Consider the following 15,055-nt stretch of genomic DNA (forward strand, 5'->3'; position numbering starts at 1 on the left):
TTAAAAGTTACATCAAACGTTGATTCGTCACGCACTTCTCAGAAATGGGAGAGAATGCTTTTGCTATCAGTTTAATATTTCTTTTCGAAGAGTGAAGCTAAGCTGCTCTCTGGCGTCTCCTCAACTACAAGGCCAAGGTAATAGAAATGACACAACGGAAGCATCCATTTCACACAGTTTTCGTGTTGCTTATGTTCATATTGCTGATCATTTATTCCATTTATCGCCTTTATCATCATTTCGCTTTCGAATCTTTACCGCGTCAGCTCAGTAGTGATTTTCAAGTGGTCTACATTGATGCGTCATATGTTTTAAGTATCGCAAGCTTACTCTTTAGTCCCACATTATTGGTTTATATTTTATTGGATCGAATGACACAGTTAATCAAAGTGCCGATTAAAGTGATAATAATAACAGTTGTTTTGTCCCTTATCATTGCTATTCCAGTTCAAATTTTTGAATTTGGGCGATTGGAGCATATTGCAGAAAGTAATGGTTACTTAGCGTGTCCACCTTTCACAATCGCGTCCAGCGGAATGACGATGGAAGCAATGGTAATAAATGAGAGTCTTTGTACGGATGCAGAGATTAATCGCATTGCTATGTATGGTTATTTTCACGAATTAGAAAGGGTTGATAAGTTATTAAAGACACGTGAAAGAGCGCTAGGCTCTAATAGGGAAGAGTAGGGCAATGGATGATACGCCAAGTATAAAAACAGTTTGTATGGTCGCTTTTCTGATAAGTTTGATTACATGTGGTGTTGCTTTCACGCTACTCAGCACTCACTTCGACTTTCTAAGTTTAAAAGATCAACTAACTAAGCAAATATCAAATTATCTATGTGAATACGCGTTATGTTATCGTCATTGGCACTAGTATCAACACTCTTGTCAGTTGTGTTTAAGCTACATATAAAGCAAAGATAGGCAGAGCAGTGTCGACGACATTAAGTCGTTTGCTCGAAGTTTGGTTGTTGTCAGCGATTGCTTTAGTGTGGCCTGTTTTTCTTATTGAACAAGTATGACTAACTTCACTTGCAACAGCTCAAGGCTACTATGAATACCCACCATTTTCTTTAGCATCGAGCAAGCTGAGCATTGATGTTATGGTTAGTGATCCTAAGTTATGCCAAGATGAAATAAATGCTTACCTAACGTCTAGGTGTATTAGTCACTAGAGCGCCTAGGCGCTCTTTTCTGTGGTCGTTTTCTTGTTTTGATAGAACCTGTCTTTGAGGTAGAGAATTGCGCTGACCACAAGAGCCACTACAGAAACAGTGAATAAGGCATACATGCTGAGAATCCATGCGAATGTCGCCGTCAAAAACGCAATGAAGGAAAACATTCTGCTGAAAGACATCACATGGCCAAGTTTGTTACTTTTCATAAACGCCTCCCAAAGCGGAGTGGGGATAGACAAGTGTGGTCATATTCCACACTTAGATTGTCTTCCTTTCTTGGCATTTTCACCCAAAAAAGTGGCTAAAGATTTCTCAAAAAAGGTGAAATATTGAACTGGTAGACAAATTTGTGGATGAAGTTGCAGCGATATGAGCTTATTTGATTATCACGTCAAAAGAATTTTACTGCACAGGCCAGTGACTGTTATGCATGAATTTGTAATTTAAAACGTCGCCTACCTTAATTTTATAAGGTGCAGGGGAAGTGCTTCTCATCCTGTTGATTTATAGAATCGAAAATCACTTTTCTTTGTTTAACAATACTTTATTGAATATGTGTGATTGCATCAGTTTTGAGAATGAAACTAAGGTTACAAGAAAGGCGAAAAAGAGTGCTAGGTAAGCCTTTGAACTACGCCTATAATTAGCACCCACATGGAGGATGTTTAATAAATGAACATCCTTTATTTTTTGAAACCAGCAACAAGGATCCAGTAAAACGTGTTTTTCTGGTGTTGTTTATGTTGACCAAGAAGGTGATTAACACAACAAATTGAGGTTCTAAGATGACTCTTAACAAGTACTTTGTTTTCATTCCGGCAGAATTGGATCAGGAAATACACAAGGACAACCAAGTGATCTCTGAGAAGGAAACTCAACGTCAGGCATTAGTAAAACAGGCGCAACAACAAGGCGGCCTGTAAGCTAGGTTTCAAATAGAAAGAGCACCGCAAAGGTGCTCTTTTTGTATCTGAGGTTATGGATTAACCCAATATGCCGAGGCTTTTCAGCTTTCTATAAATCGTATTTCGACTCACGCCAAGCATGCGAGAGGTTTTGCTGATGTTGCCCTGATTTGCTTGATATGTTTTAAGCAGTTTGTCTTCCACGGTTGCACGCAGTTTTAATGTTGGCTCTGCCGCGGTTTTCACGTCTTGAGCTTGGCTGAGCTTCTTACTCAGGTGAGTCGGTACGTGAGCGAGATCCAACGTTTCTTCACCTTGCGCCATTAACGCGGATACTTTGATTAAACTATCGAGTTCTCGCAGGTTTCCTGGCCAAGAGTAAGAAAGCAGCAGAGAAAGTAGGTGAGGACAGAGTTGTTGTTCAGATTCAGCATGACGCCGATGGATATTCTCGATCAGTTGTTGCTTATCATCTCGTTCTTCAAAGCGAGGCAATTCGATGATCAAACCGTTGAGACGATAGTATAAATCTTGACGGAACAACCCATCGCTAACCAAGCTATCGAGATCCTTATGCGTGGCCGCGATGATTTGCGTATCGACTTGAACACTTTGGTTTGAACCAACGGGAAGTACAGTCTTATCTTGAAGCACATGAAGCAAGCGGCTTTGAGCTTCTAACGGTAAGTCGGCGATTTCATCCAGAAATAAAATCCCTTTATGAGCCTGACGAATTTTACCCTGATAGCCTTTGCTGTTTGCGCCAGTAAATGCACCAGCTACGTAGCCAAACAATTCGGACTCAACCAAATCTTTCGGTAGTGCGCCACAGTTGACAGAAACCAAAGGGCCAGTTTTTCTCTGGCTGTTTTTATGTAGCGCTTTTACAAACTCATTTTTACCGACCCCAGTTTCTCCGAGAATCAGTAAACTGATGTCTTTATCGATAACGCGATTGGCTTGTTGCCAGCAATGCTCGACAGTGGAATCACCATAATGCAGATCATTGGAAGCGGTAACGGAACGAGACTTCACTTTTTTGTCGGTCAGCGGCTTTGTTTTGAACACGAAAGGATGGTCTGCACTCTGGATAGAAAGAATGTCGTCGAGCGATTGCCCGATGACGTTTTGTTGCGCGAGGAGTTGAGAAGCAACTTGGTTGTGCGCAAGAATCTGTCCATCTTCATTGGCGATGATAATCCCTTGCCACCCACTGTTCAGTAAGCCTTTCTCACACGCCAAATCCACACGAATATGCCCTTGTGGAATCAAGTTAAGCAATTGATTTTCAACTTGCTGAACCATGTTTTGTACCAGCACTTGCGTTGAGAAATCATGTTTCTTTTGCTCGCTGGTGATATCTAATACGCCAATCAAATGACCAAGATGATCGAAAATAGGATTGGCCGAGCAGCTAATAAAACGATGGTGTTGGATAAAGTGTTGATCGCCGATGACAGAGACCGGTTTTGCTTCAATTATCGCAGTCCCAATCGCGTTGGTGCCTTTGACCTTTTCTTGCCAACACGCCCCCGAACTCAGCGCTATTTCGGTCAACTTTTCACGGAACTTAGGTTGCCCCCAACTGCCGATGATGACGCCGTCGGCATCCGTCAGAATTAAGCGGCTGTCACTGTGAGCAAAAAGCTGATTAAACAGCGGGAGAGCAAACTGGATGACGGTTTCCAATAAGAAGTTGAGTTGGTGACGCCTATCTTGAAGTGTCGCTGGTGTCACTCGAATATCTTCAGGGCGTCGACGCTGTTTTAAACCCGCCTGTTCACTTCGGATCCATGACGTAGAAAGCCAGTTGTTATCGCTAATGTGTTGAAGTTCCATGACTGTACCATTTTGTCACAGTGAGGGTGTGCCATTTTGGAACACTTGAACATTGGTGTTCACACCATACATCCGCTCAAACATCGCTCACTTGGTTTGTTATCGCTTGGTAATCATAGTTTTACATTTAATTAACAACAAGTGTGGCGTAGTTGGCGTGTGACTTGCGTAATGCTCTTTGTGAACAGTGCGATACGACACTGTCGTTAATGAACGAGAAACAAAAGGAAGAGTTATGATCTATGCACAGCCAGGTAGTGAAAATGCCATCGTTAATTTCAAATCGCATTACGATAATTTTATCGGTGGGGAATGGGTAAAACCAACGGGTGGTGAGTACTTTGACAATATCTCACCAATCAACGGGCAAGCGTATTGTAAAGTTGCCCGTTCTGGCGAGGCAGATATCAACTTAGCATTGGATGCAGCACACAACATCAAAGCAAAGTGGGCGAAAACCAGTGTGACCGAACGTTCGAACATTTTGCTGAAAATCGCAGACCGTATTGAACAGCATTTAGAAGAACTTGCGGTTGCAGAAACATGGGAAAACGGCAAACCAGTTCGTGAAACCTTGGCGGCGGACTTGCCTTTAGTGGTGGATCATTTCCGTTACTTTGCGGGTTGTATTCGCGCACAAGAAGGCAGTGCGGCGGAGCTGGATGAGCACACGGCAAGCTATCACTTCCCAGAGCCGATTGGCGTAGTTGGTCAAATCATCCCTTGGAACTTCCCTATGTTGATGGCGGCTTGGAAACTGGCACCGGCACTTGCGGCGGGTTGTTGTGTGGTATTGAAGCCAGCAGAGCAAACGCCAACGTCCATTCTAGTTTTGATGGAAAAAATCGGTGATCTGCTTCCTCCGGGCGTCATCAACGTTGTAAACGGCTTTGGTTCAGAAGCAGGCCAAGCGTTAGCAACCAGCAACCGCATTGCAAAACTCGCGTTTACGGGCTCAACACAAGTTGGCAATCACATTCTAAAATGTGCGGCAGACAACTTGATCCCATCGACAGTTGAGTTGGGTGGTAAATCTCCAAACATCTACTTCTCAGATATTTTCGACTACGAAGATGAGTATCTCGATAAGTGTATTGAAGGTACGTTACTTGGTTTCTTCAACCAAGGCGAAGTTTGTACCTGTCCATCTCGTGTGCTGGTTCATGAAGCGATTTACGATAATTTCGTAGAGAAATTGACGGAACGTGCGCAGTTAATCAAGCAAGGTAACCCGCTCGATACCGATACTCAAGTTGGTGCTCAGGCTTCTCAAGAACAGTTTGATAAGATTTTAAGCTACCTAGAAATCGGCCGTGAAGAAGGCGCAAAAGTGGTTTTTGGTGGCGGTGTATCAGAACAGCCGGAGTCAATCAGTCAAGGGTACTACATTCAGCCAACAATGCTGGAAGGCCACAACAAGATGCGAATCTTCCAAGAAGAAATCTTTGGCCCAGTGATTGCTATCACTAAGTTCAAAGATGAAGCGGAAGCGTTGGAAATAGCGAACGATACGGAGTATGGCTTAGGCGCAGGCGTTTGGACGCGTGATGCAAACGTGGCATATCGCATGGGCCGTAATATCGAAGCTGGTCGAATTTGGATCAACTGTTACCACGCTTACCCTGCACACGCAGCGTTTGGTGGCTACAAGAAATCGGGGATCGGGCGTGAAACGCACAAGATGATGCTGGATCACTACCAAAATACTAAGAACTTACTGATTAGCTACAGCATTGACCCGTTAGGCTTTTTCTAAGCTTGATATCTTAAGTTAAATACGAACTAAAAACCCCGAATTGTCGGGGTTTTTTATTGGCATTCATTAAACCACAGAAGGGAGTGTGCGTGAGTGATAACTTGTGTTTACTTTTCGCTTCGAGCAATCACATCTATCTTTCGCTCAAAAAGCTTTTCGATAGCAGCGCTTTGCTTCTCAAATCCAGTTGGCTTTTCAAAATCCAAGACTTGATTGCAAGATTCAAGGCTCGCGAACTGGTTTAAACATTCGCTCAGTTCTCGCTTTGAGCTCATGCGTGCCTGTTTGTTTTCTGATGAAGAGAGTAGGGTCACTTTGCGACCTTGAAACGTTCCTTGTGGCGCAAGTTCACGTCGCTCTACTTGCTCCAATCCGTGAATGGGTTGGCTGTTGCGTGCAGATTGGATGTCATTAGACATAAGACACCTAAACTCTCAGATCTAAACTTTGAGGCATAGCAGGCGTATCTTCGGCCACTACGTGAGCAGATAGCAACGACTCCCATGACTCGCTTTGCGTCAACAATTCCGCCAACGCATTTTCAAAATATTCATAATCCAATTGCTCGATGCCAATCAGTTTATTCAAACACAGTACGTGCCTATGATTATCTAAACTGAAAAATAATTGGTGTTCTGGCCAATGGTAATTGAACGCCAAAAAAGAACGATAAAGATCAGAATTGACGATTTGTAATCCAACAATTTCCGCTTCCAGTTGCAGCGTATTCGTTTCTGGATGAAAGATGAAATGAACCTTTAAGTGATCATCAAAAGCTAAGCTTAGTTCATTGTCCGTCAAATGCAGTTCAGGCAAGCCTATTTGATGAGCAAACTTCTGTAAAACCTCATCGATAGTTTGGCGTGCTGACATAGAAACAGTCCTTTTGAGAATTTTATCGGGAAACATATTCGATATCGTGGGGTGTGTTTATCAATTTTGGTTGTTAGTTATTATATTTTGGTCGGAAACCCAGAATTGACACCTTGCTTCTAATCTTACAAATGAGTGCTGGTGCATATAAAGATTAACGGTTATTAAATTCTATTATGGTGAGATTTTGGTTTATATCGACAAGCGATGAAGAATTAGAATTGTGTTATCTTAAAAATTAAATACTATGTTAATTACGTGTTGTACGTGGAACGTTATTGCTGTCCATCTGTAGAATAAATATAAGCCGAAAATTTAAACGTACACATAAGAATTTGTGTAAAAATAAATCATAATAAGACGATAAAAATAATTTATGGGAGCCTAAATGAAAAGCAGTAAGTGGGCCGGTCTTATCGGTTTAATGTTATTGACTGGATGCGCTCAATCCGTGGGGACTGCACAGCCATTTTCCGTTCAGAGCCAAGCGAATGTATATGGGTGGATTTCTGTCGAAGGATACCATCCTCCAGCTTCGACCTATATAGAGGTGGAGATGTGTCAAGCTTTTGAAAATCAATGTCTTACTGTTGCTTCTCAGCAATATCAAGGTGTTCAGTTACCAGTTCAATATTCTTTTCTTATTGCGCCAATTCAAGCCGGGAAAGGAGAAATGAAAGTGATAGGGAAACTCTATTCTCAAGGTCAAATTATCGCCCAAAATGAGCAAAAATATATATTCAGAGAGGGAAGCCAGAAAGTGGATTTAAGACTTTTTCCTATAGAAATAGAAACAAAAAAGTAATCGGTTACATTTAATTAGCGCTATCTAATTTATTAAATGTGAATAGAAATAGCCAATTCAATGTGAAAGAATTGTTGAGCGTTTTTATAAATAAAATTGCGAAAAATGAGTCATCGGGACAGTTGGAAATTATATTAATAACTATTGCCACAAGTGTGTGATTTATGATTATATCCTACGCCTTGAACACGTTGGCTTGGCGTTTTGGATTAAAAAACAAACAATTTGAAGGTTTTGGAAATGTGGTTTTCCTAATTTTCATTATCATATTAGTAATTTAATTTATTCTAATATAAAAACAAAGTCAGAGTTTAAATAGCATAACGTTATTTAATAAAAATAGACTTATAAGAAAGTAAAAGCGCTATCTGAAAATAAAAAAACTACTCATTCAGAAGCCTGTATTTGAGCTTAGGCTGCTTAATTCCTCGAAGGAATGGCAGTTTCTGAGCTATTCGCTATTTATTTCGGGGGGTATGGTAAGTGATATGAACTTCTATGCTCTTTTCTTTGCTTCTTTAATTGAAATTGTACTGCTTAGGAAATAACAACAAACAAAGTAGTGCTTTGACAGTTTCTCTTTTACACATGAGAGAAATTAAAAATTATGAAGGGTAGAAAATGGATGTGTCAGGCCAACTAAACACAGAAACGGTCGGCTCTAGCTTGCGAAAAATTCGCAGTTTTTCTCACTACGAAAAACATGACGAAGTATTTCACTCAGACCAATCTCATATTGTTGTCGTTCACAATGGTCAATTACGAGTTCAAACTGGCGATTGCACCATAGATGTCGTTGCCGGGAGTGGGGTATTTCTCTCTCAAGGTGACTACTTGTTAGAGTACTCACCACAGGGTGGGAATTATCACTCATCTATCATTGAATTCGACAATGAGCTAGTAAGCCAATTACTGCAAAAACACAGCGATCTTCTCATGACGTTGCCAAAAGTGGACAAACTCAACTCGGGTTTGTTCTCTTTTGGTTTGAACATTCTCATTGAGCAAGTGCTTTCCGGCATGAAAACGCTGGAGGAGCAGTTGTACCCAGACGCTATCATGCGTTTGAAGTACGAAGAAATGCTGATTCTATTGCTGCACAGTCAAGGGGGCGAAGTCCTCTATGCCTTGCTATCGCAGCAAACTAACCGAACCTCAGACCGCTTACGCCGCTTTATGGAGCAGCACTATTTGAAAGAGTGGAAACTGACGGATTATGCTCAAGAATTTGGTGCCAGTCTCACAACCTTTAAAGAGCTTTTTAATGAGCACTATGGCATCTCTCCAAGAGCTTGGATCAGTGAGCGTCGCTTATTGCACGCACACAAGCTTTTGCTGACGAGCAAAATGAGCATTGTCGACGTGGCAATGGAAGCGGGATTTTCCAGCCAATCTTACTTTACTCAAAGCTATCGACGTCGCTTTGGCACTACGCCAAGTAAGGTCCGTTCCGGTGATGAGCAAGTCGCTATCGCTAATTGAAATGACTTATGACTAAAATTTTCTGACTAATTTTGAAAGTCACCGACGGACATAAAATTCTATTATGTTCAGCGTAAGAACGAATAATTCAAATTTATTACATCCCTTTCATTCTGGAGTGTTCGAAAGGGATGCGGAGAAGAACACAAATGAAAAAGCAGCATTGGCGACGCCGTTCGCTTTTTCCTGACAGCATTGTGACGCAAAGGAAAGTCACTGTTTTGCAAAGAGGAGCACGATATGAGAGTGCGTCTCAGCCATCACAGGATCTCAATGTTGTCCACGTGAATCACCGACAGCTGTTGAGTGAAGGGGTGCTGAATGACGACCAGTTATCGTTGTTGCAACGCTTGTTGGACAGAAGTGTGGTGGACAGTTTGTGCGCCAGCCAATTGGTGAAAACGTATTTGAGATTGGGTACATCGATTGACCGTTTTGCCATGCGTCTGTTTTTAGAAATTGGCGCTCAGTTAAGTGACAGTCAACGAGTGGCGACCTTTGAGCAGAGGCTCGAATACATCAACTCTCGATTGGGCTTTCGCTTTAACTTGGCCACGCCAAAAACGCTGATCCTTTGTTGCTACTTGGCGTTGACCGAATGGATTCATCGACAAACCGACCAAAGTGCGTTGCACGCCTCGGTCAAAGTGGAACAACTGATGAATCAGCTGGATATTCAAAAAGAGTACTGGTCGAAGTTATCGGGAGAAGACACCAGCGCGATTTTTGTTGAACAACAACTTGCGTTGATTGAGAGCCAGCAAACGCAGTTAAAAGCGCAGCTAAATACACTGAACGAGCAGCAGTCACAAGTAATTGAATCTCATAAAGCGTTGGTCGATAAGTGGCAACCGTCGTTAAGCAACTTGAAAGAACTGGCGGACTACACTTCAACGACGGATATGTTCATCTCTGATTGGAAAACGTGGTGCTCTGAGGCTCGTTTACAAGCACCGGATCTCAATGAAGTCTGGGATGCATGTGACGTGGTTTATAACGACCTCAATGCCGTTGCTAAAGTGTGGCAATGGTTTAAAGACATGCAGATCGTTGGCGATGTTGATCACTACTATTTTGATATTCAAAGTGGCCAATGCGGTCAGGCTTGTAACCATCTCAGCCAGATTTAAATAGGGCAGTATATGTTAGATAAAATGATGAAATCTCTAGCGGAAACGCTAGGGATAGGGCCTTTTATTGCCGGAGAAAATGGCGCTTACACCATCGAAGTAGACCAGTTAACACTGACAATCAAACAGCACTCATCATGGATCTTATGGGAAACTGCCTTACCACTTCGATTCAATGAACATCTCGATTACCAGAAAGAACAAGCATTAAAACGTTGTATGCAGCTATCACTAAAAACGCTTCGAGATACGCCAAGCGTGCTCACCACAAACGCTGATCAACAATTGATTTTGCAAGGCAAAGCGATGATAGAAAATACTTCAAATGACCAGTTTGCAGAACTTCTTGCGCAACATGCCACCGTGTGTGAACGCTACATGGAATTGCTTGAACACGAGCGTGTTAATCACACCATCAGTCATCATGTGTGGTTACCGTAATGCGAACTCTCATGCCAAAAATAGGGCGCATTGCCGCCAAAATGACATTGTGCGCGCTGTGTGTCGTTCCGATGTTTTCTGTACAAGCGACAGACCTCAATTGGCCAGAACAACCGTTTCGTTACTATGCCGATAACGATTCGCTGAAAGATCTGCTTAACAACTTTGGTGCCAACTATCGAGTATCGGTGTCGGTGAGCGACAAAGTGAATGACCGAGTGAGTGGTCGATTCACGCCAGAAGATCCAGCGGAGTTTCTCGACTACCTAGCGCAAGTTTATAACTTGATGTGGTACTTCGATGGCGCAGTACTGCACGTTTACAAAGCGACAGAAACGCGCTCCCGGTTGCTGCAATTGGAACTGCTTACCGCACGCGAGCTTCGCAGTACCTTGATTTCAACCGGTGTTTGGGATGCTCGTTATGGTTGGCGCGCTGCCGAGAACAAAGGGCTGGTCTATCTAGCTGGGCCGCCACGTTACGTTGAGTTGGTAGTGCAAACCGCAGAAGCGTTAGAGAGCCGATTGCTGCAAAAGTCCAACTCGACGGATGAGCTGTTTGTGGAACTCATTCCGCTTAAATATGCCTCGGCGACGGACAGAAGTATCTCGTATCGCGACCAAAGCATTACCGTTCCGGGGATTGCTTCGGTATTGAGCCGTGTGGTTGGCGGTGTTCAAACTCAAATTACGGATTCTGCGTCTGTACAAGCATCGCCTGTAAACGGATTACCCGCAGAAGCAGCAAAACCTCGCGGCAAAACTGCGTCTGTGCACGGCGGTGCAACCGTAGAAGCGGAGCCGGGGCTGAATGCGATCATCGTTCGCGATACCCAAGCAAGACTGCCGTTATATCGCAAGCTGGTCACTCAACTCGATCAGCCACAATCTCGTATCGAGGTGGCGTTATCTATTGTGGACATCAGCGCAAACGATTTACGTCAGCTCGGTGTGGATTGGCGTGCGGGTGTATCGGTTGGAAACAACCGCATTGTCGACATCAAAACAACCGGCGACGTTGATAACGGCGATGTCACATTGGGCAGTGGTCAGAGTTTCAAGTCCTTGTTGGATTCGACCAACTTGAACTACTTGTTGGCACAAATTCGTTTATTGGAATCGAAAGGCAGTGCGCAAGTCGTTTCCAGACCAACGCTGCTCACGCAAGAAAACGTCGAAGCGGTGCTAAACAACAGCAGCACGTTTTACGTCAAATTGGTTGGCAAAGAGACGGCGGCTTTGGAAGAAGTGACGTATGGCACCTTGTTGCGCATTGTGCCTCGTATCGTCGGCGACAGATTCGCGACGCGACCAGAGATCAACTTGAGCCTTCACTTAGAAGATGGCGCAAAGATCCCAGATGGTGGTGTGGATGATCTTCCATCGGTACGTAAAACCGAAATCAGTACGTTAGCGACGGTAAAACAAGGGCAAAGCTTACTCATTGGTGGCGTATACCGAGACGAAGTTAGCCATCAGCTACGTAAAGTCCCACTGTTGGGCGACATTCCGTATCTAGGTGCTTTGTTCCGCAGTAATACCAACACAACGCGCCGAACAGTTCGCATGTTCATTATCGAGCCGAGAATCGTGGTTGATGGCATTGGCGACAGCGTGCTGATAGGTAATGAGCATGATTTGCGCCCGAGTATTGGCCAGCTCAACAATATCTCGAACAATAGCGCAGAATTTAAATCGGTTGTTGAAGTATTCAGCTGTACGTCAAAAACGCAGGCAGAACGTTATCAGCAAGACTTACTGTCACAGCAAAAATCCTCGCTGCTAACTCAATGTCAATTGCCGTCCGGGCAAGTAGGCTGGCGAGTCAAAGTGGCAGAATGTGACCTTTCACAGGCCGAATGTGTTCGCCCTTCAGAGGAGCCATAACCGAAATGCAGCAATGGAAAATTCGTATTTTATCCGGCGTGCATTCCGGGGTTGAAGTCACACTGCCAGAAGGCGCATTGGTTTTAGGTAGCGACGACTTTATCGCAGACCTTGTGTTATCGGATGCTGGCGTAGAAGCCAATCACTTCACCTTAGTGTGTGACAGTGAATCGGTGATGTTGCGTGGATGTCAGGACGTAACCATCAACGGTGAAAACCGAGCGGTTGGTGAATCGGGCATCGAGTTAGAGCGCCATGCGGTGATCTCTATTGGTGTGGTGAAATTTGCACTGGGTTACGTTGAAGACGAGCTGATTGTCACCAACGTTACGGATGCTCAAACCAAACAAGATGCACCAGTCGTTACTGCGCAAAGCACAAGCTGGAAAAGAACCGCACTGATAGCCGTGCTGTGCAGCGCGATACCAAGCGCGATATTCGCTGGCATGTGGTACAGCCAAGCCAATGGCAATGACAGTGAAGTTGTGGCAGAAGCCGAACCGATTGTGTTGGTACGCAATATTTTAAATGAGCTTGGGCTCAATGATGTGCGTGTGGAGTGGAACGCTACTGCTCATCAAGCGGTTTTAGAAGGTTATGTCGAAGACAGAACGCAGAAACTGCAACTGCTGGGAAGAATCGATGTTCTGGGTATTAACTACAAAAGTGACCTAAGAACGATGGAAGAAATCCGCCGAGGCGTGCGCTTTATTCTTCGTAACCTTGGCTATCACCAAGTGAAAGTCGAGAACGGGGATGAAACTGGCACGTTGCTGCTGACGGGCTACATCGATGACGCCAGCAAATGGAACCAAGTTGAACAAATTTTAGAACGCGATGTACCCGGTTTGGTCGCTTGGAAAGTCGAACTGCAGCGTGCAGGCGCGTACATGGACACATTAAAAGAGCTGCTCACCAACGCGGAGCTGCTTAAAAAAGTTCAATTAGTGACAAGTGGTGACCGCATTGAAGTACGTGGTGAATTAGACGACATCGAAACTACACGCTTTTACGGCGTGACTCGGGATTTTCGTGAGCAGTATGGTGAAAAGCCGTATCTGGTTTTGAAATCGATTCCCAAAGTCAGCAAAGGCACGGACATCGACTTCCCGTTTCGTAGCGTTAATTTTGGCCAAGTGCCATACGTCATTCTTACCGATAACGTTCGCTACATGGTAGGGGCTCGCACTCCGCAGGGTTATCGCATATCCAGCGTAACACCAGCAGGGATTGAGCTGGTGAAAGGCGGGCGCGTTATCACTATTGAACTTGGATACGAAGGCGAGAAAAACCATGACAAATCTTGAACAGATTCTAAATAACGACCTAAGTGGCATTGAAGTGCAAAACATTAAGAGCAAGCTCTTACAAGCACAGGCAGCGGTAAAGCGTCAGTTGGACTTGGGATGTCCTCCGCAGCAGTATCAATTGCTACTAAAACAGTATGAAGCATACACAGCGGCACAGGTTGTGATTGAAGCATACGAAGCTAACCAAAAATAAAGGGAAATCCTATGTCATTTTACGATACGACCAACAGTGTAAACCTCGATGACGTTAAAACGAAACTTGAGCTACAAGCGAAAGACGCGAACAAATCCGTCACCGATGCAATTAAATATCTAAAAACCAACGCGGACGATCCATCTAAGCTGGCTGAACTTCAGCACGCTATCAACAAATGGTCAGTGGTATACAACATCAACGCAACCACCACTCGTGCGATCAAAGATGTAATGCAGTCGATCCTGCAGAAGGTGTAATGCATGGAACGAGAATTACGCCAGCTGTTGGCTGAAATTGCTTTGATGGCGACGGGGATGCATCGTCATCAAGAGGCCAATACGATTGCTGATTGCCTTGAGGAGACCTCGAACTCTGAAGAAGTCGTAGTAATGATTCGTGCGATGAGCCTGATGAACAAAGGCGCGTACGAAGAGGCACATCGATTACTTGAGCCACTTTGCACCGCGTATCCTGACCTGATCAGTTTGGCGGCGTTAGCGGCTGCAAAAGCAGGGTTACTAAGCCAAGCTGAACGTTGGATGGAACTGGCAGCTCAAGGCAGCGAAGAAAGCCAAGCTTTTGCGGCGAGCTTCACCCAAGACATTAGGAATCTTGGATGAGAGCCGACCCTAGCTTTGTCGGACAAACGCCCGCTCATTCAACCGAGGTTCGTCACTATGAAGGCGACGATGCGAAGCGAATGAGCGAGCTTATGACGCGAGAAACTACGGCCGAAGTTTCTCGCTCAGCTCCCAAAGACACGCTGACAAAAGTAGAAGAGAAACTCAACGCAATTAAAGATTGGTATGCGTCAATCAAGGAAGCAGAGACTGTCTCTAAACAAAGCGTGCTTTCTTCGTTAAAGGACGTTTTTTCTGATCCTCAAACGCAAAAAGAAGCGCTGTGGTACGCCTTTCATCAGGCGAAAAGCGCCAAAGGAACGGATGATGCCGTTCCGGAATTATTGAGCGTTCTGAAACAAGAGTTGCTCGGAGATTTTGCTGGCCAGTTAATGGCTGAGCCGCCAACAGACAGAGCAGCATTAAAAGCGATGCTTGCGCAAAGCTTCCCACTTGGCGCTCAGAAAGAACAAGCGCTTTGGCATTGTTGGGCAGAGTTAAAGTCTTTGCCAGAGATGACATCAACAGTCGATTTAGTACGTGAAGAGCTGAGTTTTGTTATCCAAAAAAACGCGATGGTGAAGAACATCATGACTCACAGCCATAAGTTAGATTTGTCGTAGGAGTAC

At 44.2% G+C, this 15,055-nt stretch carries 17 protein-coding genes; 13 read left to right on the forward strand and 4 right to left on the reverse strand.

The window, feature by feature from the left end; translation table 11 throughout:
• Positions 1 to 146: 146 nt before the first annotated feature.
• Positions 147 to 689, forward strand: a complete 543-nt coding sequence (locus tag NL646_RS18870) for a hypothetical protein (protein WP_031839630.1) — start codon at positions 147 to 149, stop codon at positions 687 to 689.
• 496 nt (positions 690 to 1,185) lie between these two features.
• On the opposite strand, the gene NL646_RS18875 is transcribed toward NL646_RS18870, so the two are convergent.
• The gene (locus NL646_RS18875) at positions 1,186 to 1,389 is read right to left on the reverse strand and encodes a hypothetical protein (protein WP_005464314.1); all 204 of its coding nucleotides are present in this window, start codon (positions 1,387 to 1,389) and stop codon (positions 1,186 to 1,188) included.
• Between the two features lie 579 nt (positions 1,390 to 1,968).
• Here NL646_RS18875 and NL646_RS18880 point away from each other — a divergent pair.
• Positions 1,969 to 2,106, forward strand: coding sequence for a hypothetical protein (locus NL646_RS18880; protein WP_005464410.1), 138 nt, complete (start codon positions 1,969 to 1,971; stop codon positions 2,104 to 2,106).
• Between the two features lie 60 nt (positions 2,107 to 2,166).
• Here NL646_RS18880 and NL646_RS18885 read toward each other — a convergent pair whose 3' ends face one another.
• Positions 2,167 to 3,927 (reverse strand): sigma-54-dependent Fis family transcriptional regulator, encoded by a 1,761-nt coding sequence (locus NL646_RS18885; RefSeq protein ID WP_140338648.1) that lies wholly within the window; start codon positions 3,925 to 3,927, stop codon positions 2,167 to 2,169.
• Between the two features lie 235 nt (positions 3,928 to 4,162).
• Here NL646_RS18885 and NL646_RS18890 point away from each other — a divergent pair, with 235 nt between their 5' ends.
• Positions 4,163 to 5,683, forward strand: a complete 1,521-nt coding sequence (locus NL646_RS18890) for an aldehyde dehydrogenase family protein (protein WP_053812619.1) — start codon at positions 4,163 to 4,165, stop codon at positions 5,681 to 5,683.
• A gap of 107 nt (positions 5,684 to 5,790) precedes the next feature.
• On the opposite strand, the gene exsE2 is transcribed toward NL646_RS18890, so the two are convergent.
• Together exsE2 and exsC are read right to left on the reverse strand one after the other, a co-directional pair.
• The gene (gene exsE2 / locus NL646_RS18895) at positions 5,791 to 6,102 is read right to left on the reverse strand and encodes a T3SS regulon translocated regulator ExsE2 (protein WP_021448606.1); all 312 of its coding nucleotides are present in this window, start codon (positions 6,100 to 6,102) and stop codon (positions 5,791 to 5,793) included.
• Between the two features lie 7 nt (positions 6,103 to 6,109).
• Positions 6,110 to 6,556, reverse strand: coding sequence for a type III secretion system regulatory chaperone ExsC (exsC, locus tag NL646_RS18900; RefSeq protein WP_020840558.1), 447 nt, complete (start codon positions 6,554 to 6,556; stop codon positions 6,110 to 6,112).
• Between the two features lie 388 nt (positions 6,557 to 6,944).
• On the opposite strand from exsC, the gene NL646_RS18905 reads away from it, so the two are divergent.
• The 10 genes from NL646_RS18905 to vscH all read left to right on the forward strand — a co-directional run bounded on the left by NL646_RS18905 (position 6,945) and on the right by vscH (position 15,049).
• Complete coding sequence (locus NL646_RS18905; protein WP_253664548.1) at positions 6,945 to 7,361, forward strand: YscW family type III secretion system pilotin; 417 nt, start codon at positions 6,945 to 6,947, stop codon at positions 7,359 to 7,361.
• Positions 7,362 to 7,982: 621 nt separating this feature from the next.
• Positions 7,983 to 8,843 (forward strand): type III secretion system transcriptional regulator ExsA, encoded by an 861-nt coding sequence (exsA, locus tag NL646_RS18910; RefSeq protein ID WP_253664549.1) that lies wholly within the window; start codon positions 7,983 to 7,985, stop codon positions 8,841 to 8,843.
• 131 nt (positions 8,844 to 8,974) lie between these two features.
• Complete coding sequence (gene esxD / locus NL646_RS18915) at positions 8,975 to 9,973, forward strand: type III secretion system regulon anti-activator ExsD (protein WP_074534445.1); 999 nt, start codon at positions 8,975 to 8,977, stop codon at positions 9,971 to 9,973.
• Positions 9,974 to 9,985: 12 nt separating this feature from the next.
• Positions 9,986 to 10,414: a YscB family type III secretion system chaperone VscB gene (gene vscB / locus NL646_RS18920; protein ID WP_065767454.1), complete on the forward strand. Its 429-nt coding sequence runs from the start codon at positions 9,986 to 9,988 to the stop codon at positions 10,412 to 10,414.
• Complete coding sequence (gene vscC, locus NL646_RS18925; RefSeq protein ID WP_253664550.1) at positions 10,402 to 12,300, forward strand: SctC family type III secretion system outer membrane ring subunit VscC; 1,899 nt, start codon at positions 10,402 to 10,404, stop codon at positions 12,298 to 12,300. The genes vscB and vscC overlap by 13 nt, the downstream gene beginning before the upstream one ends.
• Before the next feature lie 5 nt (positions 12,301 to 12,305).
• Positions 12,306 to 13,607: a SctD family type III secretion system inner membrane ring subunit VscD gene (vscD, locus tag NL646_RS18930; protein ID WP_005464668.1), complete on the forward strand. Its 1,302-nt coding sequence runs from the start codon at positions 12,306 to 12,308 to the stop codon at positions 13,605 to 13,607.
• Positions 13,594 to 13,803, forward strand: a complete 210-nt coding sequence (locus tag NL646_RS18935; protein ID WP_015296814.1) for an EscE/YscE/SsaE family type III secretion system needle protein co-chaperone — start codon at positions 13,594 to 13,596, stop codon at positions 13,801 to 13,803. The genes vscD and NL646_RS18935 overlap by 14 nt, the downstream gene beginning before the upstream one ends.
• An 11-nt stretch (positions 13,804 to 13,814) precedes the next feature.
• Positions 13,815 to 14,063, forward strand: a complete 249-nt coding sequence (vscF, locus tag NL646_RS18940; RefSeq protein ID WP_253664551.1) for a type III secretion system needle filament protein VscF — start codon at positions 13,815 to 13,817, stop codon at positions 14,061 to 14,063.
• A 3-nt stretch (positions 14,064 to 14,066) separates the two neighbouring features.
• Positions 14,067 to 14,426, forward strand: coding sequence for a YscG family type III secretion system chaperone VscG (vscG, locus tag NL646_RS18945; protein WP_005477707.1), 360 nt, complete (start codon positions 14,067 to 14,069; stop codon positions 14,424 to 14,426).
• On the forward strand, positions 14,423 to 15,049 hold the full coding sequence (gene vscH / locus NL646_RS18950) for a YopR family T3SS polymerization control protein VscH (protein WP_253664552.1): 627 nt from the start codon (positions 14,423 to 14,425) through the stop codon (positions 15,047 to 15,049). Before vscG ends, vscH begins: the two co-directional genes overlap by 4 nt.
• The last annotated feature ends 6 nt before the right edge of the window (positions 15,050 to 15,055 follow it).

The sequence above is a fragment of the Vibrio sp. Y20_XG_PY13 genome (genome assembly GCF_024181925.1).
Taxonomy (GTDB): Bacteria; Pseudomonadota; Gammaproteobacteria; order Enterobacterales; family Vibrionaceae; genus Vibrio; species Vibrio parahaemolyticus.

Excerpts from the sequence above, each read along its gene's own strand:
- NL646_RS18905 (WP_253664548.1), top strand. The coding sequence starts at position 6,945 with ATGAAAAGCAGTAAGTGGGCCGGTCTTATCGGTTTAATGTTATTGACT.
- NL646_RS18890 (WP_053812619.1), top strand. The coding sequence starts at position 4,163 with ATGATCTATGCACAGCCAGGTAGTGAAAATGCCATCGTTAATTTCAAA.
- exsE2 (WP_021448606.1), bottom strand. The coding sequence starts at position 6,102 with ATGTCTAATGACATCCAATCTGCACGCAACAGCCAACCCATTCACGGA.
- NL646_RS18875 (WP_005464314.1), bottom strand. The coding sequence starts at position 1,389 with ATGAAAAGTAACAAACTTGGCCATGTGATGTCTTTCAGCAGAATGTTT.
- NL646_RS18870 (WP_031839630.1), top strand. The coding sequence starts at position 147 with ATGACACAACGGAAGCATCCATTTCACACAGTTTTCGTGTTGCTTATG.
- esxD (WP_074534445.1), top strand. The coding sequence starts at position 8,975 with ATGCGGAGAAGAACACAAATGAAAAAGCAGCATTGGCGACGCCGTTCG.
- exsC (WP_020840558.1), bottom strand. The coding sequence starts at position 6,556 with ATGTCAGCACGCCAAACTATCGATGAGGTTTTACAGAAGTTTGCTCAT.
- vscG (WP_005477707.1), top strand. The coding sequence starts at position 14,067 with ATGGAACGAGAATTACGCCAGCTGTTGGCTGAAATTGCTTTGATGGCG.
- vscD (WP_005464668.1), top strand. The coding sequence starts at position 12,306 with ATGCAGCAATGGAAAATTCGTATTTTATCCGGCGTGCATTCCGGGGTT.
- NL646_RS18880 (WP_005464410.1), top strand. The coding sequence starts at position 1,969 with ATGACTCTTAACAAGTACTTTGTTTTCATTCCGGCAGAATTGGATCAG.
- vscH (WP_253664552.1), top strand. The coding sequence starts at position 14,423 with ATGAGAGCCGACCCTAGCTTTGTCGGACAAACGCCCGCTCATTCAACC.
- vscB (WP_065767454.1), top strand. The coding sequence starts at position 9,986 with ATGTTAGATAAAATGATGAAATCTCTAGCGGAAACGCTAGGGATAGGG.
- NL646_RS18885 (WP_140338648.1), bottom strand. The coding sequence starts at position 3,927 with ATGGAACTTCAACACATTAGCGATAACAACTGGCTTTCTACGTCATGG.
- NL646_RS18935 (WP_015296814.1), top strand. The coding sequence starts at position 13,594 with ATGACAAATCTTGAACAGATTCTAAATAACGACCTAAGTGGCATTGAA.
- vscF (WP_253664551.1), top strand. The coding sequence starts at position 13,815 with ATGTCATTTTACGATACGACCAACAGTGTAAACCTCGATGACGTTAAA.
- exsA (WP_253664549.1), top strand. The coding sequence starts at position 7,983 with ATGGATGTGTCAGGCCAACTAAACACAGAAACGGTCGGCTCTAGCTTG.